Genomic DNA, 24,432 nt, shown 5'->3' with positions numbered 1-24,432 from the left:
AGTCGGCGCGCGCCTCCGGGGCCGCGCCGAAAGCGATCCGGGGCGGCCGCCCCCCCCCCCCCCCCCCCCCCACGGCTCGTCGTCGATCGTGTCCGAGGGGGGACTTGAACCCCCACGCCCGATAAAGGGCACTAGCACCTCAAGCTAGCGCGTCTGCCATTCCGCCACCCGGACAAGGTGTTGGCCGTCCGCTCGTTCCCTCGCGGCGACGAACATCAATCTACCAGGTGTTCGAGGTGCTTCTCACCCGCGTTTCCGGTGGTCAGAGCCGGATGCGGGGTCAGGAGGGCCGCGCCGGGCCGTGTCCTCGCGCCGTCCGGCTCCCCGGCGGGCGCGGCCGGGCGGTCTCCTGCCGCTCCCGTCCGAGGAAGGCGCGGACCACGACGGATCCGGTCAGCAGCAGGACACCGGAGACGACCGCGCCCACCCGGGTGCCCGCCTCGACCGAGGAGGCGCCGTTCAGGATCGCACCGAGGACGGCGACGCCCACCACCGCGCCCGTCTGGCGGGCCGAGTTGAGGGCGCCCGAGGCGACGCCGGACAGCTCCCGGGGCACCGCGCCCATGACGGCGACGACGAGCGAGGGCAGGGCGTACGAGATGCCGAACCCGAGGAGGAGCAGGCCGAGGGAGCCGGCGACCACCGAGGCGGCCGAGCCGGACGTGGTGCCCGCCTGGACGAGGGTGCCCGCCCCCATCAGGGCGAAGCCGGCCGTGGCCGGGGCTCGGGGGCCGATCCGGGCGACCAGCCGGCCCGTGAAGACCGGGTTGACGACGGTGGGCAGGGTCAGCGGCAGGAAGGCGAGGCCCGCCAGGAGGGCGGAGTAGCCCCGGCCCTGCTGGAAGAGGAGCGAGAGCGTGAACAGCACGCCGGACAGGGCGAAGTTGACCAGGAGTCCGGCGAACAGCGCCGCCGTGAAGGCGCTGCCGCGGAAGAGCTTCGGCGGCAGCATCGGGGTGCGCCCGCCGGCGGCCACGCGCCGCTCCACCGCGACGAAGACGCCCGCGGCGACGGCGAAGAGGGCGAACGATCCGAGCACCTCGGGCGCGGTCCAGCCGGCGCCGCCCGCTTGGACGAGGCCGAAGGTCAGCGCGCCCAGCGCCACGATCGCGGAGGCCTGGCCGGGCAGGTCGAGGCCCCGGGCCGGGGTGCGGCCGGTCTCCGCCGCCCCCTTGGCGGTGATCGCGATGCTCACCAGGGCGAGGGGGACGTTGACCAGGAAGACGGCCCGCCAGCCGAGGGAGTCCGTCAGGACGCCGCCGACGAGGGGGCCGGCCGCCAGCGCGGCACCGGTGATCGCCGCCCAGCCGCCGAGGGCCCTCGCCCGGGCCGCCGGGTCGGGGAAGGAGTGGGCGATGACGGCCAGCGAGGAGGGCAGCAGCAGCGCGCCGGAGACGCCCAGCAGGGCGCGTGCCGCGACGAGCAGTTCCACCGAGCCGGCCAGGGCGGAGGCGCCGGAGACCAGCCCGAAGGTCCACAGCCCGACGAGGAGGATCCGGCGGCCGCCGAAGCGGTCGGAGAGGGCTCCCGCGGTGAGCAGGAACGCGGCGAAGGTCAGCGTGTAGCCGTTGGACACCCACTGGAGGGAGCCGAGTCCGGCGTGCAGGCCGTGTCCGATGTCCGGGAGCGCGACGGTGACGACGGTCGTGTCCATGAGCACCATGAAGTAGCCGAGCGCGAGACCGGGCAGGAGGCCCTTGGCGGGCCGGGCGGGGCCGTCGCCGGCCTCCGTCGGCCCGGGACCGCCGGCGGGGGTGTTCGGCCGGGTGGCCGGAATTGCCATGAGTGACTCCCGTGAAGGACGCGGTGGATGCTCGACGGGCGGAGGTCCGTCCTGCCCGACGGCCCCGCCGCACCCAGCCTGGCGCCGCCCGTGGCCCGGGGGAAGCGGGCGGTTACGATGCGTGTCATCGAGGAGACCGATGCACACAGCGGAACCCGGGGGAAGGTTCGCGTCGTCCATGGAGATCCGTCATCTGAGGTCCTTCCGCGCCGTGGCGCGGAGTCTGAGTTTCACCAAGGCGGCCGCGGAGCTGCACTACGCGCAGTCCAGCGTCACGGAGCAGATCCAGGCGCTGGAGGCCGAGCTGGGCACCCGGCTCTTCGACCGGTCCCACAGGAAGCTGCGGCTGACCGGCGCGGGCATCCGGCTGTGCGGCTACGCCGACCAGGTGCTGCTGCTGGTCGACGAGGCGTCGACGGTCGGCGCCCTGGACGCGGAGGAGCCCACCGGGGAGCTGGCCGTCGGCGGCCTGGAGACCTTCTGCACGCACGTGATCCCGCCGGTCCTCGCGGAGTACCGGGCGCTGTTCGGCAAGGTCGACGTCACGGTGGACGTGGGGAACCGGCGGGAGCTGTACGACGGCGTGCGGCGCGGGGACCTCGACGTCTGCTTCGCCTTCGGCGCCCCGCCGAAGGACGAGGAGTACGCGAGCAGCGTGCTCTTCGAGGAGCGGCTGCTGGTCACCGTGCCGGTGGGTCACCCGCTGGGCCGGCGGGAGCGCGTGCGCGGCGCCGACCTGCGCGGCGAGCGCTTCCTCGCGACCCGGCACGGGTGCGGTTTCCGGGAGATGTTCGACCGCGCCACGGCGGAACTGGGCCCGGACGGACCGCGCTTGGAGGCGGAGGTCTCCGGGGTCGCGCCGCTGCGGGCCTGCGTCGCCGCCGGGATGGGCCTGGCGCTGCTGCCCGAGATGGCGGTGCGCGGCGAGGTGGAGCGGGGCGAGCTGCTGGCGTTCCCCCTGGAGGACGCCGACCTGCGGGTGCCGGCCACCATGACGTGGCGGCGGAGGCGTGCGGCCGTGCCCCGTCTCGACCGGTTCCTCGCGCTGGCCCGGAGGTCCCTGGCCGGCGGGATCGGGCAGGAGGACCGGCCCGGCCGATAGGCCGCGGCCGGCGGGCCGCGGCGGGGCGACCGGCTCGGAGAACCAGGCGGGCTCGGAGGACCAGGTGCGCTCAGCGGGCGAGTTGACGTTGTTCGGCTTCCCGCCTCACGACCGACACCGAAACAAACCGGGTGGACTGTATTGTGGTCGCACCGCAGCTCCCGCACCGCACCCACAGGCCCAAGAGGCCAGATTTCACTCTCGCGACACAAAAAAGAACCGGGCAACCCGTATTTTATTGCGCTGCACGCGAGACTCGACGCCGACGATCGATGGGGGAATCATGATCGACACCGCGCAGGACGCCCAGGCACCGCACCGCACCACCCGGCACATAGAGGAGCGCCCGGACGCCCCCGGGGCCCCGGCGCTCGCTCCGGCGTTCGCCCACCGGGCGGCCGCGGAGGACGTGCTCGTCACCGGCTGGCACCGGCACGACGCCACGCACTTCTCGGTCGAGCTGGACTGGTCGGGGCCGCACGTCTTCTTCGCTCCCGCCCGCGGGAGCTCGTACCACCACATGCTGATCGCGCAGACGCTGCGCCAGGTGGGCCTGGGGCTCACCCACGCCGAGTTCGGCGTGGCCGCGCGGGAGAACCACTTCCTGCTGGACGACCTGGAGTACACCGTCGGCCCCGATCTGCGGACCGACGCCACGGCCCCGGTGCGGGCCGAGGTGGAGTACGCGTGGACCGGCCGGCGCAGCCTGCGCGTGCGCATCGACCTCCGGCAGCACGGGCGACTGTGCGCCACCGGCAGCTCCGGCTTCACGTGGGTGCCCGACGGGGTCTACCGCAGGCTGCGCGGTGACCGGCTGGCCGCCCGGCCGGCCCGCCGGGGCACGCCCGTCGCGCCCTCGCTCGTGGGACGCTCCGCACGCGACGAGGTGACGCTCTCCCTCCCCTCCGAGGGCGGCCCGGCCGACGGCTGGCAGCTGATCGAGGACACCGGCCACCCGGCCCTGATCGACCACGCGGTCGACCACGTCCCCGGCCTCGTCCTCCTGGAAGCCGCGCAGCAGGCCGCGTACGCCTTCACCGGGGGCGGCTTCGATCCCCGGTCGGTCTCGATCCGTGCGCACCAGTACGTCGAGTTCGGCCACCCCTGCTCCATCGAGGCCCGCCCGGCCCCCGGGCGGCTGGCCGGCGGCGTCGCCGTCGAGGTCACCGGCACCCAGCGGGGGAAGGTCGCCTTCCGCTGCCTGGTCGAGGGATCCGTCCTGCCGCCCGCCTGACCGGCACCGCACCACGGGGAGGGGGCCGCGACCGGAAGGTCGCGGCCCCCTCCCGCGTCTCCCCGCCTCCGCCTCTCCCGCGCCCCGGGAAACAATGAAACCGACCAAGCGGCATGTTTTAATTACCCTCTGTCGGATGCGACCAGGAAGTGAAACCTTTTGACCCCTATTGCCCTCTTTTCCGCACCCAGGTGCCGAACTTTCCCTTCGGGATTCAAAGTTGACAAACCGCGCGCACGGTTTTTAATCTCGTGTGAAGCTCGGAGATGCAGTTGGTGATCATCCAGGGGTGGCGAGTGAAGCAGCGTGATGACGACGTCGATACGACCACGCCCGGCGCGCGGCCCGCGCAGCACGCCCCGCGCGGGCGAGGATCCCTCCGCGCCGCCCCGGCCCCCGCCGGCCCCTTCCGCATCGACACGGAGGAACTCCGGTCCCGCCTCGGGGAACTGCATCCCGGCGACGAGCCGCCCCTGCGCTTCCTTCCCGAACTCGACCGCCTGGTCGAGGCGGTGAACACCGAGGCGGGGCTGACCCGGGAAGGGGCCGCAGCCGTCCGCGAGCGGCTGCTCTCCGCCCTCTCCCAGCAGGTGCGACTCGCGGCCCTGGCCGCCTCGGACCCCGGGACGCCCACCCCCGGCCTCACGCACCCGGTGTTCATCTCCGGCCTGCCCGGCAGCGGCGCGTCGCTCCTGCAGAACCTGCTCGTCGAACACCCGGGCGTGGACTCGCCCACCCTGTGGGAGATGCTCTACCCGGTCCCCCGCACCGAGGACCTCCCCGGCCGCCGCGCGCTGATCGGACGGGCCCGGGCCCACGTCGAGACCTCCCGCCGGCACGTACGGCCCCGTACGGTGGGGCGGTTCCGGGAGGCGACCCGCCCCGGCGGCTGCCACCAGCTGTTCGTCAACGCCTTCCAGAGCCCGGCGAGCGGAATGCACCTGCGGATACCCCGGTACCTGCGGGCGCTGGAGGCCTCCGACCTGACCGGCGCGTACGCCTTCCACCGGGAGCAGCTCCAGGCGATCGCCTCGCGGATCCCGGTCGACTCGCTGGTGCTGCGCGCGCCCTTCCACGCCGCCCGCCTCGACGACCTGCTGCGGGTCTACCCCGACGCGCGGCTCATCCGGGTGCACCGCGACCCGGTGGCGGTGGCGACGATCACCGCCGGGGTCTCCACCGGCCTGCGCCGCGCCACCTCGGACGAGGTGGCGCCCCGGGCCGTGGGCCGCGAGTGGGCGGGACGCATCGAGCGGCAGCTGGCGCAGACCATGCGGGCAGGCCGGCGGCTCGGGCCCGACCGGCTCCTCGACGTGCGCCACGCCGACCTGGTCTCCGCCCCGGCCGCGACCGCGCGACGGGTGTACCGCTTCATCGGCGTGGAGCCCGCCCCCGCGGTCCTGGACAACGTCCGGATCCTCGCGCGGTCGACGGCCGCGCCCGCACGGCCGCCCCAGCGGTTCGAAGCGGCCGACTTCGGCCTCAGCGCGCCGGAACTGCGGGAGCGGTTCGGCGCCTACATCGACGCGTACGGCCTCTGACCCGTTTACCGGGCGCCGTCACCGCATATCGGTGATTCCGCCGTCGCACACCTTGTCAATGCATGCAAGAACATTAATATTGGGTTTCGGCACGGGGGTGGCGACGATACATGTGGAGATCAGCGTATGGCTGCAGGACGCGGACGACGCGGCAGTGAGGTCGAACTCTGGTTGCAGCTGTCGGTTCTCACCAGTCGGGTCAGCGGCACGCTCGACAAACGACTGCAGCGGGGCCACGGGATCAGCGTCGCCGAGTACACCGCCCTCGTGGTCATGCAGGAGAACGCCAAGGCCGGCGGCGTGCGCATGCAGGACCTGGCCGACGCCATCGGGCTGAGCCAGTCCACGGTGAGCCGGCTGGTCGCCCGCCTGGAGAACGAGGGGCTGGCCGGCCGGACGATCAGCGAGGAGGACCGGCGGGTGATGTACGCGCGGATCAGCGACCAGGGCGCGGCCGTGGTCGCGGACGCCACCGGCACCTTCCGGAAGGAACTCACCACCGCGCTCGACGTCGCCTCGTTCGACGAGAAGACCGCGCCGCTGGTGGCCCGGCTGCGGCACGACCCCGCGACGGCCCGCGGCTGACCCCCGGCCCTCCCCGCGCCGCTGTGCACGCAGAGGAACGAGCCACGGCGCTGGCGCCGTGGCTCGACGGGTGGTGCGGACGCTCCGGTCCCTTCCCCTGCGGTCCTAGTCGTACGTGTAGAAGCCCTGGCCGGACTTCTTGCCGAGCAGCCCGCACTCGACCATCCGCAGCAACAGGGGCGGCGGGGCGTAGAGGGGCTGCTTGGTCTCCTCGTACATCGCCCGGGCGATGGAGGCCGTGGTGTCCAGGCCGATGAGGTCGGCGAGCCTGAGCGGGCCCATCGGGTGGGCGCAGCCGGCCTCCATGCCCCGGTCGATGACCTCCGGCGTGGCGAGACCGCTGTCGACCATGCGGATGGCCGAGGTGAGGTACGGGAACAGCAGGGCGTTCACCAGGAAGCCGGCCCGGTCGGGGGCGCTGATGACGGTCTTGCCGAGCACTCCGCCCACGAAGTCGACGGCGCGGTCCCGGGTTTCGGGGCTGGTGAGGACGGAGCCGACCACCTCCACCAGCGGCAGGACGGTCACCGGGTTGAAGAAGTGGATGCCGACGACCCGGTCGGGCCGCCGGGTGGCGCGGGCCAGCCGCGCCACCGAGAGCGACGAGGTGTTGGTGGCGATGATCGCGTCCTCGGCTTCGAGGACCTTGTCGAGGGTGGCGAACACCTCGGTCTTCGCCTGCTCGTCCTCGCGCACGGACTCGATCACCAGCCGGCGGTCGGCCAGGTCGCCGAAGTCCGTGGTGAAGGAGACGCGTTCCTCCGCGGCGGCCCGGTCGGCGCCGGTGATCCGGCCCTTGGCCGCGGCGCGGTCGAGGGAGCGGCGGATCCGGGCCCTGCCGCGGGCGGCCGAGTCCTCGGAGGTGACGGCGACCCGGACGTCCAGTCCGGCCCTCGCGCACAGCTCCGCGATGCCGGCGCCCATGGTGCCGCAGCCGACGACCCCCACCCGTTCGATCCGCGCGGTGCCGGTCGCCCGCCCGGCCGCCTCCGTCTGTGCGGACATCGGTTCCACCATGGCTCTCGTACCTCTCTCGTCCGTCTCGGTCATCCGGCCGGAACCGGTATGAGGGGGGTCCGGTCGTGGCCGGCCAGCGGGTTCAGCCGGGCCTCGCCGATCCTGGCGCGCAACTCCGGGTCGGTGACGCCGAGTCCGCGTTCGGGAGCCAGCGCCAGCACGCCGACCTTGCCGGTGTGCCGGTTGGTCTGGACGAGGCGGGCGGCTTCGCCGGTCTCGGCGAGCGGGTACACCTCCGAGAGGATCGGCGCGAGCATGCCCAGCCGGAACAGCCGGTTGCACTCCCACTGCTCCTGCAGGTTGGCCGCGTGGCTGCCGATGATCCGCTTGAGGTTCATCCACAGGTAGCGGTTGTCGAACTGGTGGGTGTAGCCGGTGCTCGATCCGCAGGTGACGACGGCGCCTCCGCGGCGCACCACGAAGACCGAGATGCCGAAGGTCGCCTGGCCGATGAAGTCGAACACGACGTGCGGGTCCTCGCCGACCCGCTCCCGGATGGCCCTGCCGAGCCGCTTGCCGAGTTCGACGGTCCGCTCCGGAGAGGGCGCCGCGTCGCCGCCCAGGCCGATCTCGGTGCGGTCGATGACGACGTCGCAGCCCATGCGGCGGAGGAGTTCGGCCTTGGCCGGCGAGCTGACGACCCCGACGGGGATACCCCCCGCGTTCTTGACCAGCTGCACGGCGAAGCCGCCGAGCCCTCCCGTCGCGCCCCAGATGAGGACGATGTCGCCCTGCTTGATGCGGGCGCCGCGGTCGCTGATCAGCATGCGGTAGGAGGTGGCGGCGGTGAGCATCGTGCTCGCCGCCTCCTCCCAGGTCAGGTGGGCCGGCTTGGAGAGCAGCTGGCTGGCGCGCACGACGGTGTAGTGCGCCAGCCCGCCGAAGTTGGTCTCGTATCCCCAGATCCGCTGCTCGGCGCCCATCATGCCGTCGGCGTGGGTCGCCGGCTCCTGGTCGTCGACCTGGACGCAGCTGACCACCACGTGGTCTCCGGGCGTCCAGCGGCGCACGGCGGAACCGGCTCGCACCACGACGCCGGACGCGTCGGAGCCGAGCACGTGGTACGGCCGGTCGTGTCGCTCCGCCCAGCCGCCCTGCCTGCCGAGCCTGTTCAGGAAGGCGAACGTCGACACCGGCTCGAAGGTGGCCGACCAGACGGTGTTGTAGTTGATGGAGCTGGCCATGACGGCGACCAGCACCTCGTCGGGCGCCAGTTCCGGCATCGGGACCCGGCCGACGTGCAGCGACTTGCGGACGTCCTTGTCCGCGACGCCGCGGAACAGGTCCGCGTCCTCCGCCCGCGTGTGGACGGCCAGGTAGTCGCCGGGCAACGGCTCCCGCTCCAGCTGCCGGGGGGTGGCGCCGTTCAGAACGGCGTCTGCCAGTGAATCCATGTCGTTCCTTCGTCGTCGGCGCGGGGCCGGAAGGGAGTACGGAGAGAGGGCCGGCGCGCGGGCGGAGTGACCGGAGGGAACACGATCCGCCCGCGCGTCCGGTCGGGGCCGCGGAATCCGCGGCCCGGGATCAGGAGACGAGGCCGCCGGCGGCGGCGATGTACTGACCCGTGATGTACGACGCCTCGTCGCTCGCGAGGAAGGCGACGACGTTGGCGATGTCCTCCGGCTCGCCGATGCGGCCGAGCGGCATCATCTGCGCGAAGGTGTCGTACTGGTCCGCGATCGGAGCGGTCTGGTCCGTGCGGACCAGGCCCGGCAGGACCGAGTTGACCGTGACGCCGCGGCCGCCGAGCTCGCGGGCCAGGGCGAGGCCGAGCTGCTCCACGGCGGCCTTGGTCGCCGTGTAGACGCCGGTGCCGGCGAAGGTGGCGTGGGTGTAGCCGGTGGAGATGTTGACGATCCGGCCACCGTCCTGGATCAGCTTGGCGGCCTCGCGCAGGGAGTAGAACGTGCCCTTGAAGTTGACGTCGATGGCGCGCTCGAGGGTCTCGTCGTCCACGTCGGCGATGTTGCCGTTGCCGGCGATGCCGGCGTTGTTCACGACGATGTGCAGCGAGCCGAAGGTGTTGACGACCTCCTTGTACAGGTTCTCGATGTCCGCCTTGTCGGCGAAGTCGGCCCGCAGGGCGATGGCCTTGCCGCCGCCGGCCACGATCGCGTCGACGACCTCCTGCGCGGCGGCGGCGTTGCTCTGGTAGGTCACGGCCACGTCGGCGCCTTCGGCGGCCAGGCGCAGCGCGACCGCGCGGCCGATGCCCCGGGAGGAGGCGGTGACCAGGGCGGCCTTGCCCTGCAGCTTCTTGGCGTTCTGGGTGCTCATGGGGTTCATGCCTTTCGTTCTCTTGGTTTCTACGGTGCTGCCCGCGCAAGAATCCAATGCATGGTCATGTGTTGCGCAAGCAAGTTCATGGGGTTCCCGCGTCAGGCCGGCAGCTCCACGGAGAGGGCGTGCGAGAAGGTGTTGCGGGGGTCCCACCTGGCCTTGGCCTGCTGGAGGGCCGGGTAGTTCCCCTTGAAGTAGAGCTGCTGCCACGGCGTGCCCGAGGGGTTCCAGTTCGGGTCCTTGACGTCCACGTCGGCGTAGTTGATGAACATGCCGTCGGTCACGCCGTCCAGGCCGGGCACGCCGCCCGTCTCGCTGTAGAGGTCGCGGAAGAACTCCCGCACCCAGGCCAGGTGCTTGGCGTCGTCCGCCGGGTCCGTCCACAGCACGGCGGTCTGCACCTTGAGGATGGAGTCCCGCTGGGCCACCGCGGTGGCCGCCGGGGCCAGTTCGTTGACCTTGCCACCGTAGGCGGAGATCAGCATCAGCGCGGCCGGGTGGGCGTAGTCGGTGCGGGTCAGGTGCTTGTACATGGCGTCGATCTGTGCGGCGGTGAAGTTCTTCCGCTGGTAGGCGGGCTTGCCCTTGAAGCGGAAGAGGGGGTCGGGGCCGGTGAAGCCGGACCACTGGGTGGCGTGCAGCCACGGGACCTTGCGGTGGTCGGCCACCTGGGCCGTCACACCGGTGCCCGCGCCGACGTACGCCACGAAGTCCTTGAGCATCTGCTCGGCGTTCGGCGCGGACGCCTCCACCTGCGTGGTCAGCGAGATCGCGCCGGCCGCCCGGTGCGCCGGCTTCAGCTCGCTGAACAGGGAGAGCTGGGGGGAGCCCGGCGCGCTGTTGTCGAGGTGCCACTGCGCGTAGTTCTGCATCAGCCGGCCGAAACCGGCCTTGGTCAGGCCCTCCCAGGGCCAGTTGACCGTGGATATCCAGACCTCGGACGGCGCCTTGGGCAGCAGCAGGGACGGGGTGGTGCCGGTGGCCCCCGGCGCCCGCATCCAGTACCGGGTGACGACGCCGAAGTTGCCGCCGCCGGCGCCGGTGTGGGCCCACCACAGGTCGCGGTGGGGATCGCTCGCCTCACGCGTGGCCACCACGGCCTTGGCCGTGCCGGCGGCGTCCACCACGACGACCTCCACCGCGTACAGGTGGTCGCTCACCAGGCCGTGCTTGCGGGACAGGGCTCCGTATCCGCCGCCCTGGACGTGGCCGCCGGCGCCGACGGTGGGGCAGGCTCCGGCGGGGACGGTGACGCCCCAGCCCTTGAAGAGCCGCTCGTAGACCTGCCCGAGCTTGGCTCCGGCCTCGATGACGAAGGCGTTGCGGGTGGTGTCGAAGCCGACCTCGCTCATCGGGGAGAGGTCGATGACGACCTTGACGGCGGGGTTGGTCACGAAGTCCTCGTAGCAGTGGCCCCCGCTGCGCACGGCGATCTTCTTGCCCGCGTTCACGGCCTGCTGCACGGCGGTGACCACCTGGGCGGTCGAGGAGACCAGCCGTATGTACTCCGGGTTCCCCTCGAAGCGCTGGTTGGTGCCGCGGCGCAGGTCGGCGTAGCGGTTGTCCGCGGAGCCGACCGTGTTGGGTCCGAGGGGGGCGACGTCCGCGGTGGCGGCGGTGGCGGGCGAATCGAGGAGGGTCGCGCCGATTCCGGTCCCCACCGCCACCGCACCGACGCCAGTCGCGGTACGCGTAACGAATCTTCTGCGTGTCACCGTGCTGGTCACTCTTCAGTCCTCACGTTCTCTGGCGGGCGGCCACGCTGGCCGCTGTGGGCTGTACGCAAGTGGGGGGATGGGGGGTGCGTCCACCGGGTGCCGTGGGGGCCGGTGTCGGAATGGGGGCGCCGGTCGGGCCGGTCAGGCCGGGCGTTCCGGCGAGGGGGCGGGGCCGGCCGGGACGGCGGGGGGACGGGGGGCCGTCCCGGCCGGGGGGCCGGCCTCGGGCCGCGGTTCGGCGCGGCGCCCGTCGGCCGGTTCCCGCGCGGCGCGGCGGTCGACGCGCCACTCGGACCAGGCGACGGCGCAGCCCGCGAGGGTGACGGCCGCGGCGGCCAGGAACACGCTCCGCAGACCGTGGCCGAGGTCGAGCACCCGGCCGCCGAGCCAGGCGCCGAGCGCGATCGCCGTCTGGACCGACGCGATGCTCATCGAGACGGCGAGCGTGGGGGCGCGGCCGGAGACGGAGTCGAGGACGCGGGCGCCGAGTCCGGGGTTGAGCGCGAAGAAGACGATGCTGAAGACGAGCAGCGCGCCGATGGCGGCGGCCGGCTGTGCGGCCACTCCCGCGAAGACGACCAGGACGACCGTGAGCACGCCGAGCAGCGCGGTCAGCGAGCCCATCAGCGCCCGGTCGGCCAGCTTGCCGCCGAGAACGCCTCCCAGCAGCGAGCCGAGTCCGAAGAGGAAGAGCAGGACGGTGATCTGGTGCCCGGAGAATCCGCCGACCCGTTCCAGCAGCGGGGTCAGGAAGGTGAAGGCGGTGAAACCGCCGGCCATTCCTATCACCGTCAGCACCAGGGCGACCTGCACCCGCCGCTCCCGCAGCACCTTGAGCTCCGCGCCCGCTCCCCCTCCGGGGCCGCCCGGCCCGGCGGGCACGAGGAGCGCGCAGGCGACCAGGGCGCTCAGGCTGAGGGCCGTCACGCCCCAGAAGGTCGCGCGCCAGCCCCCTTCCTGGGCGACGAGCAGTCCCAGCGGCACGCCGACGATCGTCGCCAGGTTGACGCCGATGATGATGCGGGCCACCGCGGAGCCGGACCTGCCCGGCCCGGCCGTCTCCGCCGCGGAGACCAGGGCGAGCGCGAACAGCGTGCAGTGGCTGAGCGCGGCCGCGATCCGGGCCGCCATCAGGACGCCGTAGCCCGGGGCGAGCGCCGCGAGCACGTTGCCCGCCGTGAACAGCGCGAGCAGGCCGATCAGCAGGGGTTTGCGGGGCAGTCGGCTGGTCGCCATCGTGACCAGCGGACCGCCGACCACGATGGTGAGCGCGTAGCCGGAGACGAGCGACCCCGCTTGGGACAGCGAGATCTCCAGGTCCGCGGAGAGCTGGGGCAGCAGCCCGGCGATGACGGACTCGGCCGTGCCCAGGCTGAACACGCTCAGCACGAGGGCGAAGAGGGGTGCCGGCATGGCGTGGCTCCGAGGGGAAGGGAAGCGGCAGGGGGTCGGGCGGGGCGTGCCGCCGGTTTCCGCTCGCCGGGTGGCCGGGGCGTCGGTCAGCGCAGGCGGACGGGGAGTTCGTGGAGCCCGCGGATGAGCAGTCCTTCGCGCCAGCGCAGGGAGTCGGCGGGTGCCGCGAGCCGGATGTCGGGGAAGCGCCGCACCAGGCTGCCGACCGCGATCTGGCCCTCCATGCGGGCCAGGGGGGCGCCGAGGCAGTAGTGCATGCCGTGCCCGAAGACGAGGTGGCCGGCGTCGCCGCGGGTGATGTCGAAGGTGTCGGGGTTCTCGAAGCGCTCCGGGTCCCGGCCGGCCGATCCGAGCGAGACCAGCACGGGGGCGCCGGCGGGCACGCGCACCCCGCCGAAGTCCAGGTCCTCGGTCGCGAAGCGCCAGGTGGCGACCTCCACCGAGCCCTCGTAGCGGAGGAACTCCTCGACCGCGCTGGTGATCAGCGACGGGTCGTTCTGCAGCAGGGTCATCTGGTCCGGGTGGAGCATCAGCGCGAGCATGCCGTTGCCGATGAGGTGGACGGTGGTCTCGTGACCGCCGATCAGCATCAGGAAGGCCATCGCGGTGAGTTCCGCGTGCGACAGCCGCTGCCCTTCGTCCCGGGCCTCGATCAGCGCGCTGATCAGGTCGTCGCCCGGGTGCCCGGCCTTGTGCTCCACCAGCTCGGCGAGGTATCCGCCGAGCTGTCCGGCCGCGGCGGCGACACGGGCATGGCCCTCCTCGTCCGCCACCAGGGTCGACAGCGCGGTCGACCAGTCGTGGATGGAGTCCACGTCGGCCAGGGGCACGCCCAGCAGTTCGCAGATGACCGTGACGGGGAGCTTGAAGGCGAACCGGTCCAGCAGGTCCACGGGTTCGCCCGCCGCGGCCGCTTCGTCCATCTCGTCCAGGAGGCCGTCGGTGATCTCCTGGATCCGGCCGCGCAGCGCCTCGATGCGGCGCGGCGTGAACCCCTTGTGCACGAGCCGGCGCAGCCGGGTGTGGTCCGGCGGGTCGACGTTGAGCAGGTGGCGCACGAGCGAGGCGTCCTCGCCGTCGGTCGGCTGGGCGACGGTGGCCCGCCAGCGGTCTCCGACCTTGTTCGGGTCCTTGCTGAGCCGCTGGTCGGCGAGCGCCTCCCGGGCGTCCGCGTACCGGGTCACGAGCCAGAACTCGCCGCCGTCCGGCAGGGACATGTGACTCACGGGTGCCTGGCGGCGCAGCCGCGCGTACAGGGCGTAGGGGTTCGCCTCTCCCCCGAAGCTGATGGCTTCCGGTGCGGCGACCGTCGTGTCGGCCGTCATCGTTCCCTCCCCAAGATCGATACGAACTGCGTTCAGTAAAAAACCTGGCAGCCGGTTTGTCAACCGCCACAGCCGCGTCCCCACCTCACCAAAGGGGGGCGCAATCCTGCATTATTCGGGCAATATCGCCCCGATGATCAAGGGTGCGAGCCGCCCACCAGCAACAAAGAACCGCACAACCGGTTCGTAAATTTCTTGTTGTGGGGAGGGCAGGCCGCACCCCGCCCTCCCCGTGCGCGGACTACCGGGTCCCGGCGAGCTCTTCCCGGCCGGCGCCGGCCGGCTGCCCGCCGGTGGCCTCGCCCGCGCCGTCACGCCCGGCCGCGGCCCGCTCCCGGTCGGCCCTGGGCCTGCTCCAGCGGCGCATCGCGGGCCGTTCCACCAGGGCGTACAGCGCCCAGGCGACCAGGACGCTCGCCACCAGTCCGGCCAGCAGCAGTGCCAGTCCGGCGGGGGTGCTCCAGCCCTGCGGATGGCCGAGCTGGGCCCGGCACCAGATCAGGACGATGGCGTGGACGAGGTAGAAGGCGTACGAGATCTCCCCCAGCCAGATCGCGAAGCGGCCGCGCAGCCCGGTGCGCCGTCCCTCGACGTCGGCCACGGCCGCGGCGGGGACGAGGAGGGCGATCGGGATGATGGTGGCCGCGTTGAGGCCGTACACGTAGGGGAGTTGGCTCGCGAGGGCGTAGCAGGCGACGAAGAGGAGCGCGGCCGGGAGCATCCCGACGCGGATCCACCTGCCGTTGATCACGATGCGCGCCAGCAGGATGCCCAGGAAGAAGTCCAGGGCGCGCACCGGCGGCAGCGCGTACACGAACCAGAACTGGTAGAGGCCGATGGGCTGTCCGTCCGGCATGGCCGGGCCGCCGGCGAGCACCGTCTGCGCGAAGACCGCGACGCCGATGACGGCCGCGACCACTCCGCCGACCCACCACCAGAGCTTCTCCACCGGGATCCTGTTGGCCCAGCGCAGCAGCAGGGGGAAGGCCAGGTAGAACAGCGCCTCGCAGGCCAGGGACCAGCTCGGCGGGTTCACGCTGAACATCAGGCTGTAGACGGGGAACCACGACTGCACCATCAGCAGGTTGGGAATGGCCTGGTACAGCTCGGTGGTCGTGGCCACCAGCAGCAGCGCGGCCACGAAGGTCACCACGTGGTTGGGGTAGAGCTTGGCGACCCGGCGTCGCAGATAGCGTCCGAAGGTGTCCTTCTTCCGTGCGGACCAGGTCAGCACGAAGCCGCTGAGCAGGAAGAAGAACGAGACGCCGACGTGGCCGGCGGTGATGAAGAGGTCGTGGTAGAGGGACACCACGTCGCGGTCGGAGAAGACGTTGACCCAGATTCCGTGGTGCAGGAACACCAGGGCCGCGGCGATGAACCGCATCCCGGTCAGGGTCGGGAGCCGCGAGCCGCCGGCCGGAACCGGCGCGTCGCTCGTTCTGGGCATGGGGATGGAGCCTCCCTGCGAGAGAAGGGTACGGAGAAGGGCTGGGCCCCTGCGGCTCGTGCGCGCCAGGGGCGGGGGCGGCGAAGGACGACGGGGCATGACGACTTCGCGACGACCGCGACCGTCACCCTACTCGCCACATCCATGCATCCGCAAGCAATCTTCATGGCTACAGCCGTCGCCTCTTTGAACAAAACACCTGAATCACAAGCGTATTGCCGGAACGGGTGGCAATGACGCCGCCCACTCGCGCGATATATGCTTTCGCTTGCAATGTTTTTGTCGTTGAGGAAGGACACCCCCACCCATGCGCGCACTGACCCTGGCGGAGTACGGCGGTCCGGAGCTGCTGACCGTCACCGAACTGCCCGTGCCCACCCCGCGGTCCGGACAGATCCTGGTCCGCACCGCCGCGTCCGGCGTCAACCCCGTCGATCTGCTGGTGCGCAGCGGCGCCATGGCGGAGAACATCAGCCACCCCTTCCCGCTGGTCCTCGGCTGGGACCTGTCCGGCACGGTGGTGGCCGTCGGCGACGGCGTGGACCGCTTCTCCCCCGGTGACCGGGTGGTGGCCATGTCGGCGCAGTACGCCACCGGCATCGGGACGCACGCCGAGTACGTCGCCCTGCCCGCCGCCATCGCCGCCCACGCCCCCCGCACCGTCGGCCAGGTGGAGGCCGCCGCCCTGCCGCTCGCCGGGCTCACCGCCTTCCAGGCGCTGGAGAAGCTGGCGCCGCGGCCCGGCGAGCGGCTGCTGATCAGCGGTGCCGTCGGCGCGGTCGGCGGCTTCGCCACCCAGCTGGCCGCCTCCCGGGGCGTCGAGGTCATCGCCCTGGCCCGGCCGCAGGACGCCCGCCTGGCGAAGGAGCTGGGGGCCGCCACGGTGCTCCCGGCCGACGAGCCGGTGCCCGCCGCGATCGCGGACGTGCTGCTGGAGACCGCCGGCATCGCGCCCCGGGTGATCGGCGCGGTGCGGGACGGCGGCCGGGCGGGCTCCATCTACGCCCCCGAGCCCCCGAAGGCCGAGCGCGGCATCACCGTGCTGCAGACCTTCGTCGAGCAGGACGGCGATCAGCTCGACGTCCTGTCGAAGCTGGTCGACGAGGGGGTGCTCACCCTGCGGGTCGCCGAGGTCGGCGACTTCTCCTTCGGTCCGGAGGCGCACCGCAGGCTGGGTGCCGGCGGCACCCGCGGCAAGCTGCTGCTGACGCCCTGACCCCTGCCCCTCGGCGGCGCGACCGCCGCCGTGCGCGCCGCGTCCTCACCGCCCGGTGAAGACCGCCTTGCCCGGGCCCTTCTCGACGAAGGTGGACATGCCGGCCAGCTGGTCCCGTGTGCCGAACAGCCCCTCGAACAAGGTCCGTTCGATCTCCAGGCCGGAGCGGAGGTCGGTGCCCGTGCCCAGGTCGACGGCCTGCTTGATCGCGCGCAGGGCGAGCGAGGGACCGCCCACGAACTGCCTCGCCCAGGCCACGGCCTCCTTGAGCACCTGGTCACGGGCGACCACGCGGTCCGCGAGGCCGATCTCCAGGGCCTCCTGGGCGCTCAGCGCCCGCCCGGTGAACATGATCTCCTTGGCCCTGGCGGTGCCCACGAGCCGCGCCAGTCGCTGGGTGCCGCCCGCGCCGGGGATGACCCCCAACTTCACCTCGGGCAGTCCGATCCTCGCCTCCTCGGCCAGGATCCGGTGGTCCGCCGTGAGCGCCAGCTCGCAGCCGCCGCCCAGCGCGAAGCCGGTGACCGCCGCCACGACCGGCTTGGGGATGTCGGCCACCGCGGTGAACGCCCCCTGGAGCCGGCCCGCCCACAGCACCATGTCGACCGGGTCCAGGCCCGCCATCTCCCGGATGTCGGCGCCGGCCGAGAACTTGTCGGGACCGCCGTGGAGCACGACCGCCGACACGTCCCCGCGGTCGGCCGCCTCCTGGGCCGCGTCCCGCAGCTGCGCCTGGGCCTCGCGGCTGAGGGCGTTGACCGGGGGCCTCGACAGTTCGATGGTGCCGATGCCGTCGGCGACGACGAGCCGGACGGCCCGCTCCTCACGGTTCACGCCCACAGCAGGCCTCCGTTGACTTCCAGTACATGGCCGTTGACGTACGAGCTGTCCTCGCTCGCCAGGAAGACCGCGCCGAGCGCCGCCTCGTCGAGCCGGCCCGGCCGGCCGAGCGAGAAGCGCGACGCGTACGCCTCCCACACCTTCTTGTTCTGGGACAGCTCGCGGCCCATCCCGTCCTCCAGGACCCCCGGGGCCAGGCAGTTGACCTGGATGCCCTTGCGGCCCAGCTCGATCGCGGAGACCTTGGTGAGGGTCTCGATGGCGGCCTTGGTCGCCGAGTAGCCCGCCGCGCCGATGGCCACCCGGGTGGACATGCTGGAGGAGACCGTGATGATGCGGCCGCCGCCCTGCGGGATCATGCGGCGCGCAGCGCTCTGCAGGCTGTAGAAGGCGCCGTTGAGGTTGGTGTCCATCATGAACCGCCAGTCCTCGGGGGAGATCCGGTCGACCTTGCCGTCGCGGTTCGCGCCGGCGTTCGCGACCAGGACGTCGAGCCTGCCGTAGGCCGCCACGGCGGCGTCCATGAGCCCCTCGACGCTGTCCGGATCGGTCACGTCCGTCTCGTGGAACATGACCCGGTCCGGCAGCTGGTCGATCAGCCGCTGGACGTCGTACGGGTTGCGGGCCGCGCAGACCACGTAGCAGCCCTCGTCCGCGAAGCGCTCGGCGATCGCCCTGCCGAGCCCCTTGGTGCCGCCGGTCACGACGGCCACCTTGTCCTTCAGACGCATGGGACGTCTCTCCTCTCAGTACCAGGTGAGGGCGGCCGCGCCCGCGGTCATTCCGCCTCCGACGGTGGCGAACAGGATGCGCTCGCCGCGTTCGATCGGGCGCTCGCGGTGCGCGTGCCGCAGCGTGAACGGGATGGACGCGGCACCGGTGTTGCCGTAGCGCGGCGCGGTGAGGGGCACCCGGGCCATGTCCACGCCCAGCTGCTGGGCGACCGCCTGGACGAGGCGGGTGTTGCCCTGGTGGACGAAGACCCGGTCGATGTCGTCGATCTCCAGGCCGGACCGGCTCAGGACGTCGTCCACGACCTTCGGGATGATCTGCAGGGCGTACTCCTTGACCGCGCGCCCCTGCATCCGGAAGTGGTGCCGGCCGGCCGCGCGGGCGGCGTCGTCGGCGACCTCCCGGGTGCCGCCGGCCGCGACCTCGACCAGGTCCTCGCCCTCGCCGTCGGCGTACAGCCGGGTGGCGTGGATGCCGTATCCCTCGGGGACCTCGCCGAGCAGGACGGCCGCGGCGCCGTCGCCGAACAGCGACACGGTGCGCCGGTCCCCGCGGTCCATGATGGTGGAGTACATGTCGGCGCCGACGACCAGGGCCGTGCCCCTCTCCGGCGAGGTCCGCAGCATCGACTCGGCGACGCTCAGGCCGTACACGAAGCCGGAGCACACCGCGTTCACGTCGAAGGCGGGGGTGCTGTGCATCCCCAGCAGCTTCTGCATCCGCACGGCGGTGGCCGGCTGGGGCTGGTCGGGGGTGGAGGTGGCGAGCACCGTGAGGCCGACGTTCTCACGGCTGTGGGGCGAGCCGGCGAAGAGCTCCTCGACGGCCCGGGCGGCCATCGCGGAGGTGGTGACCCCCGGCTCGGCGTAGGAGCGGCCGTACACGCCGGTCCGCTCGGCTATCCACTCCGGGGTGACCCCGGTCCATGCGCTGATCTGGTCGTTGTCGATGATGCGCGACGGGGCGTACGCGCCGACGCCGACGATGCCGACGGGCATTGGTCTCTCCTTAGACTGGCTGGGAAGTCGGGGTACCGGCGGCACGCCGGAGCAGGGCCGGTGCCGCGGGACGGTTCACGCCGGGACGTCGCGCCAGGAAGGCTGCTCCAGGATGTCGAGCACGGCGCAGGTCCAGCTGAAGCCCCCGCCGACGCCGAGCAGCAGCACGCGCTTGCCGGGGGTGAGGGCGCCGGTCTCGGCGAGGTGGTTCAGGCCGGCGAACTGGTCGGCGGGGCCGAGGTGGCCGGTGCGCCGGGAGAAGTCCCACGCGGTCCGCTCCAGGGAGTCCACGCCCAGCGGGCGCAGGCACTGGCGCAGGGTCAGGCCGGCGCCGAAGTGCGGGGCCACGATGTGGTCCATGTCGTCCATGGAGCGGCCCGCCTCCTCCAGCGCCTGGTTCGCGGCCTTCCGCAGGCCGTCCTCGACCCGGCGCCACACCTCGTCCTTGTCGAAGTCCTCCAGGAACTCCTGGTGGCGGCGGTTGAGGTCGATGGGGTGCTCGGCGTCGTGCCGGAAGGGCCCGAAGGGCTCGTGGCCGCGGTGCATGGCCTCCATCTCGGGGTCGGTGTTGGTCGCCATCGACACGATGCGGGCGAAGCCGCCGTCCCGCGACAGCGCCACGGCGGCGGCCCCGTCGCCGTACAGGATGCGGTCGGTGCGCCACCGGTCGAAGTACGGGTCGGTCCACAGGTCGCCCGCGGTGGAGACGGCGACCTTCGCCGTGGGGTGGGCGTGCAGGTAGGCCGCGGCGAGCTCGGCGGCGACCAGGCCGCCGTTGGAGCCCGAGCGCACCTCTGCGGACAGGCAGCCGGGGGCGGCGATGCCCTTCTGGATGTAGGAGCCGGAGTTCCAGATGTCGATCCCGTTGTGGAAGACGACGGAGTAGGTGACCGCGGCGACGTCCTCCGGGCGGTGGCCGGAACGCTGGAGCGCCTGGCGGCCGGCCCGTACGGCCATGTCCGGGATGCTGTCCTCCGGTGCGGCGACGGTCACGGACAGGTGGCCGCTGTGCCGGGCGGACTCCTCGTCGTACGCGCCGGCGTCGATGGCCTCCTCGACGCTCATCGCCTTGGGCAGATAGGCGCCGGTGCCGGCGACGTACAGGTGGTCCCACTGCATGGGGGTGCTCCTCGGAAGAGACGGTTGGCGTGAAGGAAGGGAAGGGGCGCCGGACAGGGGCCGGCGCCGGGCGCGCGGGGCTACGCCCAGGTGAAGGGGTGCGAAGAGGCCCGCCGGGCTTCGGTCCGGCGCTCGTAGGGGAGGAGGCCCGTGCCGTCGGGCATGTGGAGGATCTCCATCTGGATGCCGATGGGGGTGGTGAAGTAGACCCAGCGGTTGCCGGCGATGGGGCCGTCGGTGATGGTCTCCGGCTCCCCCATCACCCCGACGCCGGGCCGGGTGGCCAGCCAGGCGGCCGCGGTGTCGACGTCGTCGACGTGGAAGGCCAGGTGGGAGCCGCCCACGTCGCTGTTGGCGGGTGCCTGCGGGGTGCCGTCGCCCTCGTACTGGCGCAGTTCGATCCGGTCGGTGGGTCCGAGCCGCAGCCGGGCCCTGGCCGGGTGCCCGGCCTGCGCGCGGGGGGCGTGCGGCGCCAGGGGGGTGGCTCCGACGACCTCCGTGAAGAAGCGCACGGAGGCGTCGAGGTCGGTGACAGTGAGCGCCAGGTGGTCGGCGGCGAGGACCTCGCCCGGCGCCTCCGCCGGGTCCGGTGCCCCGCCCTCCAGGGCGGCCGGCGAGCCGGTGAGCCGGAGTTCGAGGCCCCAGGAGGTGACGAGGTCGACCTGTCGCGTGGGGTACCCCGGCCTCAGGGTGGGGCGGACCGTGTCGCGGGTGACCGTGACGTCGGCCCGCTCGCGCAGCCGGGCGACCGCGGCGTCGACGCGCGCGACCCACAGGGCCATCCGGCGGCCGCCGGGGGCGTCGAGCGGCACGGGGCCGGTCCGCTGCCCGGGGGCCGTGTAGCGGAACAGTTCCAGGTTGGTGTACGGCCCCAGCCGCACCATGGCCACATGGGCGACGGCCCGGGGGTGGACCCCGAGTTTGCGGCTCATCCAGTCCCCCGCGGGGTCCTGGACGGGTCCTTCGACGTAGCAGAGTTCGCCGCCGAGCACCTCGGCGAAGAACTGTACGGCCGCGTCCAGGTCGGCCACGGTGAAGGCGAAGTGGTCCACGCGGCGGATGGACGGAATTCCGGTGCGACCGGCCGTGCGGCCGGCTTCTTCCTCTAGGCGCGGCATGCCCGCGCTCCCTTCCCGGTGATCTGTGTGACGGGGGATCCAGGTGTCGGGTGGTCTGCGATCACGGACCATACGTGTCCATGCATCTGAAAGCAACTACTCACCCAGCCCCCACGAGCCCCACGGCCCGACTTGAACTCATAAACCCGCAGTTCATGACGGATTGAGCGGGCCACTCCCCGATCGACGGAGACTTCGCGGCACACAGAGTCGCTCAGATATGTGCTTGCAGATGCATTGAACTACTGCCATAGTCCCTGACCGGAGCGACCGTCCCGTGGCGCGACGCCGTCGTCGCTCCCCATCGATCCCCATCGATCCCTATCGAGGAGTCAGGCATGCAGGCGGACCTTCAGCCGTCCGAGAAGCTCTCCCCCGACGGGCTGTTCACCGTCGGGAACCCGGTCACCCACTGGTCCGTACGAGCCGTCAAGCAGGTCGACTACGAGGTGCGGGTGGAGGAGGACCTCCTGAGCACCGCGAACCGGGCGATCCTGGAGGACGCCTCCGGGCCGGGGCCGGTACGCCGCTTCGTCGTGGTCGACTCCGTCGTCGACGAGCTCTACGGAACCCGGATCAGGAACTACTTCGACCACCACGGGGTCGTCCACCGCCTGCTGGTGCTCCCCACCGGGGAGACCGCCAAGAACATGGAGCTGGTGCTCCGGGTCGTCGAAGGCCTGGACGACTTCGGCGTCGACCGCCGGCGCGAGCCCGTCATCGCCATCGGCGGCGGCGTCCTCATGGACATCGTCGGCCTCGCCGCCAGCATGTACCGCCGCGCGACCCCGTGGATCCGCATCCCCACCACGCTGATCGGTCTGGTCGACGCCGGCGTCGGCGCCAAGACCGGGGTGAACAACGGCGGGCACAAGAACCGTCTCGGCACCTACTTCCCCGCCGACCGGACGTTCCTCGACCGCACGTTCCTGGGCACCCTGGACGACCGGCACATCAGCAACGGCCTCGCCGAGATCCTCAAGATCGCCCTGATCAAGGACGCCCACCTCTTCGACCTCCTGGAACGGCACGGCGAGGAACTGGTACGCGACCGCCTCCAGCGCCCCGCCGCGGCGGACGGCCCGGCCGCGGACCCGGCGGCGGAGGTCATCGAGCGCGCCATCCACGGCATGCTCGAAGAGCTCCAGCCCAACCTCTGGGAGAAGGTCCTGGAGCGCGTCGTGGACTACGGCCACTCGTTCAGCCCGGTCATCGAGATGCACGCCCTGCCGGAGCTGCTGCACGGCGAGGCCGTGGCCGTCGACATGGCGCTCACCACCGTCATCGCCGAACGGCGCGGCCTGCTCGACGCGGAGCAGCGGCGGCGCGTCCTCCGGGTCGTCACCGCCCTCGGCCTGCCCGCCTGGCACGAGACCTGCACGCCCAAGCTGCTGGTCCCCGCCCTGCGCGACACCGTGCGCCACCGCGACGGCATGCAGCGGCTGCCGCTCCCCGTCGGCATCGGCGCCGCCACCTTCATCAACGACCTCACCGAGGACGAACTCGCCGACGCCGCGCAGAAGCTGGCCGACTACCACTGGGGTGACTCCGAGTGAGCACGGCGCAGACCACCGCGACCGTGCCCTGGTCCGCGGTGGGCGACGTCAGCACCAAGGCCTCCGTGTACGGCGTGCACGGCGCCGAGGGGAAGACGTACTGGAAGGCGTTCGCCACCCGCCGCCAGCTGCGCTCCCCGAGCGAGGCCGTCGAGTGGGCCTCCCTGCCCGCCAAGGGCGTCAGCGGCGAGCACCGGCACACCCGCACCGAGGAGATCTACCTCATCCTGTCGGGCACCGGCGAACTGCTCCTGAACGGCGGGCCGCTGACGGTGCGGGCGGGATCGCTCGCCCTGACCAGCGTGGGCAACATCCACGGCCTGCGCAACACCGGTGACGACCACCTGGACTGGTGGGTCATCGAAACCCTGGCGCCGGCGACCTGTTCGGTGCTCTCCGGATCCCAGCCCCCCGAAGGAGCGGACATGACACAGGCCGTGGTGTACGACCTGTTCGAGGAGAAGCGGGTCGACACGGCCGGCGTGTTCAGCGGCCCGCTCAAGCAGGTCGAGGTCGTCGACGTCCCCGCGGGCGGACAGCACGTGCTGGGCCTCCCGACGGCCGAACTCGCCGTCTACGTGCACGACGGCGAAGGGGTGATCGAGGCCGCGGGACTGACGGAGACCGTCACCCTCGGCAAGGACACCTGCCTGCTCCTGGAGGCCGGTTCCCGGTCGACCGTGAAGGCCGCCACCGCGGTCCGGCTGCTCGTCGTCACGCTCGCCGTCGAGGGCGAAGGCGGCGACAGGTGATCGTCTCCAGGGCCCGGGGCGACGTCGCCGTACGGACCGGAGGACGGTCCGCGCACTGGCAGAGCCTGATCAGGCGGGGCATGCTGCACAGCGAGTGCGAGGGCGTGGAGTACTGGGACCTGCCGCCCGGCGGCGTCCTCGAAGTCCGCTCCGATCACGGGGTCGAGGAAGCGGTCCTCGTCCTCGACGGTCGCCTCGGCCTGTACGAGGACGGGGCGGAGACCGCCCGCGCCGGCGCCGGGGACGTCCTCCTCGTCCCGCACGGAATCGACGGCGAGCTGCGCGCCGGCGACCGGCCCACGACGGCGGTCACGGTCCGCGGGCTGCCCGCCGCGGTGTCCGCGCGGCTGCCGCGCCGCATTCCGGAACTGCCGCCGGCCGGCTGAGACGGTCCGCCCGCTCCCCCGCACCGCCCGCCGCGCCGGCCTCTCTCCCCCGGCCGGCGCGGCGGCCTCCCCGGGCCGGCGCGGCGCCGGGGGCCCTCCCCGGCCCGAGGCGGACCTCCCGGGCGTCCAGGACCTCCCGGACCTCCCGGGCCGGACCACGACCGACGCCCGCCCGGCCCCACACCCGCACCCTTCTCCCCCTTCTCCTCCCCCCCCCCCCTACCCTCCCTCTCCCCCTCCCCCCCTTCCCTCACCGCTCACCGGCTCCGG

At 72.5% G+C, this 24,432-nt stretch carries 21 protein-coding genes and 1 tRNA gene; 8 read left to right on the top strand and 14 right to left on the bottom strand.

Annotated features, from left to right (window positions below; all coding sequences use genetic code 11):
• Positions 1–89: 89 nt before the first annotated feature.
• Positions 90–174: transfer RNA gene (locus ACFW6A_RS10440), tRNA-Leu, on the bottom strand.
• A gap of 106 nt (positions 175–280) precedes the next feature.
• Positions 281–1,783, bottom strand: coding sequence for an MFS transporter (locus ACFW6A_RS10435; RefSeq protein ID WP_386639832.1), 1,503 nt, complete (start codon positions 1,781–1,783; stop codon positions 281–283).
• Positions 1,784–1,961: 178 nt separating this feature from the next.
• Here ACFW6A_RS10435 and ACFW6A_RS10430 point away from each other — a divergent pair, with 178 nt between their 5' ends.
• The 4 genes from ACFW6A_RS10430 (at position 1,962) to ACFW6A_RS10415 (ending at position 6,245) form a co-directional block, all read left to right on the top strand.
• Positions 1,962–2,885: a LysR family transcriptional regulator gene (locus tag ACFW6A_RS10430; RefSeq protein ID WP_386486584.1), complete on the top strand. Its 924-nt coding sequence runs from the start codon at positions 1,962–1,964 to the stop codon at positions 2,883–2,885.
• Positions 2,886–3,168: 283 nt separating this feature from the next.
• A complete protein-coding gene (locus ACFW6A_RS10425; RefSeq protein ID WP_386486581.1) occupies positions 3,169–4,119 on the top strand; it encodes a ScbA/BarX family gamma-butyrolactone biosynthesis protein in 951 nt (316 codons plus the stop codon).
• 296 nt (positions 4,120–4,415) lie between these two features.
• On the top strand, positions 4,416–5,660 hold the full coding sequence (locus tag ACFW6A_RS10420; protein ID WP_386639829.1) for a sulfotransferase: 1,245 nt from the start codon (positions 4,416–4,418) through the stop codon (positions 5,658–5,660).
• A 126-nt stretch (positions 5,661–5,786) separates the two neighbouring features.
• Positions 5,787–6,245, top strand: coding sequence for a MarR family transcriptional regulator (locus ACFW6A_RS10415; protein WP_351856505.1), 459 nt, complete (start codon positions 5,787–5,789; stop codon positions 6,243–6,245).
• 105 nt (positions 6,246–6,350) lie between these two features.
• Here ACFW6A_RS10415 and ACFW6A_RS10410 read toward each other — a convergent pair whose 3' ends face one another.
• The 7 genes from ACFW6A_RS10410 to ACFW6A_RS10380 form a co-directional block, all read right to left on the bottom strand.
• On the bottom strand, positions 6,351–7,250 hold the full coding sequence (locus ACFW6A_RS10410; protein WP_351856503.1) for a 3-hydroxybutyryl-CoA dehydrogenase: 900 nt from the start codon (positions 7,248–7,250) through the stop codon (positions 6,351–6,353).
• Positions 7,251–7,291: 41 nt separating this feature from the next.
• On the bottom strand, positions 7,292–8,656 hold the full coding sequence (ccrA, locus tag ACFW6A_RS10405; RefSeq protein WP_351856501.1) for a crotonyl-CoA carboxylase/reductase: 1,365 nt from the start codon (positions 8,654–8,656) through the stop codon (positions 7,292–7,294).
• Between the two features lie 130 nt (positions 8,657–8,786).
• Complete coding sequence (locus ACFW6A_RS10400; RefSeq protein ID WP_351856499.1) at positions 8,787–9,539, bottom strand: 3-oxoacyl-ACP reductase family protein; 753 nt, start codon at positions 9,537–9,539, stop codon at positions 8,787–8,789.
• 101 nt (positions 9,540–9,640) lie between these two features.
• Entirely contained in the window at positions 9,641–11,203 is a 1,563-nt protein-coding gene (locus ACFW6A_RS10395; protein ID WP_386484709.1) for an FAD-binding oxidoreductase, read from the bottom strand.
• A gap of 198 nt (positions 11,204–11,401) precedes the next feature.
• Positions 11,402–12,673, bottom strand: a complete 1,272-nt coding sequence (locus ACFW6A_RS10390) for an MFS transporter (RefSeq protein WP_386484711.1) — start codon at positions 12,671–12,673, stop codon at positions 11,402–11,404.
• Positions 12,674–12,759: 86 nt separating this feature from the next.
• Entirely contained in the window at positions 12,760–13,998 is a 1,239-nt protein-coding gene (locus ACFW6A_RS10385) for a cytochrome P450 (protein ID WP_351856492.1), read from the bottom strand.
• Between the two features lie 241 nt (positions 13,999–14,239).
• Positions 14,240–15,445 (bottom strand): acyltransferase, encoded by a 1,206-nt coding sequence (locus tag ACFW6A_RS10380; protein ID WP_351856490.1) that lies wholly within the window; start codon positions 15,443–15,445, stop codon positions 14,240–14,242.
• A gap of 307 nt (positions 15,446–15,752) precedes the next feature.
• Here ACFW6A_RS10380 and ACFW6A_RS10375 point away from each other — a divergent pair, with 307 nt between their 5' ends.
• The gene (locus ACFW6A_RS10375; protein ID WP_351856488.1) at positions 15,753–16,661 is read left to right on the top strand and encodes an NADP-dependent oxidoreductase; all 909 of its coding nucleotides are present in this window, start codon (positions 15,753–15,755) and stop codon (positions 16,659–16,661) included.
• A 45-nt stretch (positions 16,662–16,706) separates the two neighbouring features.
• On the opposite strand, the gene ACFW6A_RS10370 is transcribed toward ACFW6A_RS10375, so the two are convergent.
• From ACFW6A_RS10370 to ACFW6A_RS10350, 5 genes are all read right to left on the bottom strand, one after another.
• The gene (locus ACFW6A_RS10370; protein ID WP_351856023.1) at positions 16,707–17,501 is read right to left on the bottom strand and encodes an enoyl-CoA hydratase-related protein; all 795 of its coding nucleotides are present in this window, start codon (positions 17,499–17,501) and stop codon (positions 16,707–16,709) included.
• Positions 17,492–18,232 (bottom strand): SDR family NAD(P)-dependent oxidoreductase, encoded by a 741-nt coding sequence (locus ACFW6A_RS10365; protein ID WP_351856025.1) that lies wholly within the window; start codon positions 18,230–18,232, stop codon positions 17,492–17,494. Before ACFW6A_RS10365 ends, ACFW6A_RS10370 begins: the two co-directional genes overlap by 10 nt.
• Before the next feature lie 15 nt (positions 18,233–18,247).
• Complete coding sequence (locus ACFW6A_RS10360) at positions 18,248–19,231, bottom strand: ketoacyl-ACP synthase III (protein ID WP_351856028.1); 984 nt, start codon at positions 19,229–19,231, stop codon at positions 18,248–18,250.
• 75 nt (positions 19,232–19,306) lie between these two features.
• Positions 19,307–20,350, bottom strand: a complete 1,044-nt coding sequence (locus ACFW6A_RS10355) for a ketoacyl-ACP synthase III family protein (RefSeq protein WP_351856031.1) — start codon at positions 20,348–20,350, stop codon at positions 19,307–19,309.
• A gap of 80 nt (positions 20,351–20,430) precedes the next feature.
• Positions 20,431–21,468 carry a VOC family protein gene (locus ACFW6A_RS10350; RefSeq protein WP_386484607.1) on the bottom strand — a complete coding sequence of 346 codons (1,038 nt, stop codon included), beginning with the start codon at positions 21,466–21,468 and terminating at the stop codon, positions 20,431–20,433.
• A gap of 338 nt (positions 21,469–21,806) precedes the next feature.
• On the opposite strand from ACFW6A_RS10350, the gene ACFW6A_RS10345 reads away from it, so the two are divergent.
• The 3 genes from ACFW6A_RS10345 to ACFW6A_RS10335 are packed head-to-tail and all read left to right on the top strand — an operon-like array spanning position 21,807 to position 24,162.
• Entirely contained in the window at positions 21,807–23,024 is a 1,218-nt protein-coding gene (locus tag ACFW6A_RS10345; RefSeq protein ID WP_386639824.1) for a sedoheptulose 7-phosphate cyclase, read from the top strand.
• Complete coding sequence (locus ACFW6A_RS10340; RefSeq protein WP_386639821.1) at positions 23,021–23,776, top strand: cupin domain-containing protein; 756 nt, start codon at positions 23,021–23,023, stop codon at positions 23,774–23,776. Before ACFW6A_RS10345 ends, ACFW6A_RS10340 begins: the two co-directional genes overlap by 4 nt.
• Entirely contained in the window at positions 23,773–24,162 is a 390-nt protein-coding gene (locus ACFW6A_RS10335; RefSeq protein WP_386639818.1) for a cupin domain-containing protein, read from the top strand. Before ACFW6A_RS10340 ends, ACFW6A_RS10335 begins: the two co-directional genes overlap by 4 nt.
• The last annotated feature ends 270 nt before the right edge of the window (positions 24,163–24,432 follow it).

Origin of the sequence: Streptomyces sp. NPDC058758 (genome assembly GCF_042746075.1) — a bacterium.
GTDB lineage: Bacteria > Actinomycetota > Actinomycetes > Streptomycetales > Streptomycetaceae > Streptomyces.
This window is presented reverse-complemented; position numbering and strand designations above follow the sequence as displayed.

Bases quoted from the DNA above. Each gene is read 5' to 3' on its own strand.
- ACFW6A_RS10350 (WP_386484607.1), bottom strand. From the start codon at position 21,468: ATGCCGCGCCTAGAGGAAGAAGCCGGCCGCACGGCCGGTCGCACCGGA.
- ACFW6A_RS10380 (WP_351856490.1), bottom strand. From the start codon at position 15,445: ATGCCCAGAACGAGCGACGCGCCGGTTCCGGCCGGCGGCTCGCGGCTC.
- ACFW6A_RS10390 (WP_386484711.1), bottom strand. From the start codon at position 12,673: ATGCCGGCACCCCTCTTCGCCCTCGTGCTGAGCGTGTTCAGCCTGGGC.
- ACFW6A_RS10400 (WP_351856499.1), bottom strand. From the start codon at position 9,539: ATGAGCACCCAGAACGCCAAGAAGCTGCAGGGCAAGGCCGCCCTGGTC.
- ACFW6A_RS10355 (WP_351856031.1), bottom strand. From the start codon at position 20,350: ATGCAGTGGGACCACCTGTACGTCGCCGGCACCGGCGCCTATCTGCCC.
- ACFW6A_RS10375 (WP_351856488.1), top strand. From the start codon at position 15,753: ATGCGCGCACTGACCCTGGCGGAGTACGGCGGTCCGGAGCTGCTGACC.
- ACFW6A_RS10365 (WP_351856025.1), bottom strand. From the start codon at position 18,232: ATGCGTCTGAAGGACAAGGTGGCCGTCGTGACCGGCGGCACCAAGGGG.
- ACFW6A_RS10415 (WP_351856505.1), top strand. From the start codon at position 5,787: ATGGCTGCAGGACGCGGACGACGCGGCAGTGAGGTCGAACTCTGGTTG.
- ccrA (WP_351856501.1), bottom strand. From the start codon at position 8,656: ATGGATTCACTGGCAGACGCCGTTCTGAACGGCGCCACCCCCCGGCAG.
- ACFW6A_RS10360 (WP_351856028.1), bottom strand. From the start codon at position 19,231: ATGCCCGTCGGCATCGTCGGCGTCGGCGCGTACGCCCCGTCGCGCATC.
- ACFW6A_RS10435 (WP_386639832.1), bottom strand. From the start codon at position 1,783: ATGGCAATTCCGGCCACCCGGCCGAACACCCCCGCCGGCGGTCCCGGG.
- ACFW6A_RS10410 (WP_351856503.1), bottom strand. From the start codon at position 7,250: ATGTCCGCACAGACGGAGGCGGCCGGGCGGGCGACCGGCACCGCGCGG.
- ACFW6A_RS10430 (WP_386486584.1), top strand. From the start codon at position 1,962: ATGGAGATCCGTCATCTGAGGTCCTTCCGCGCCGTGGCGCGGAGTCTG.
- ACFW6A_RS10345 (WP_386639824.1), top strand. From the start codon at position 21,807: ATGCAGGCGGACCTTCAGCCGTCCGAGAAGCTCTCCCCCGACGGGCTG.
- ACFW6A_RS10385 (WP_351856492.1), bottom strand. From the start codon at position 13,998: ATGACGGCCGACACGACGGTCGCCGCACCGGAAGCCATCAGCTTCGGG.
- ACFW6A_RS10425 (WP_386486581.1), top strand. From the start codon at position 3,169: ATGATCGACACCGCGCAGGACGCCCAGGCACCGCACCGCACCACCCGG.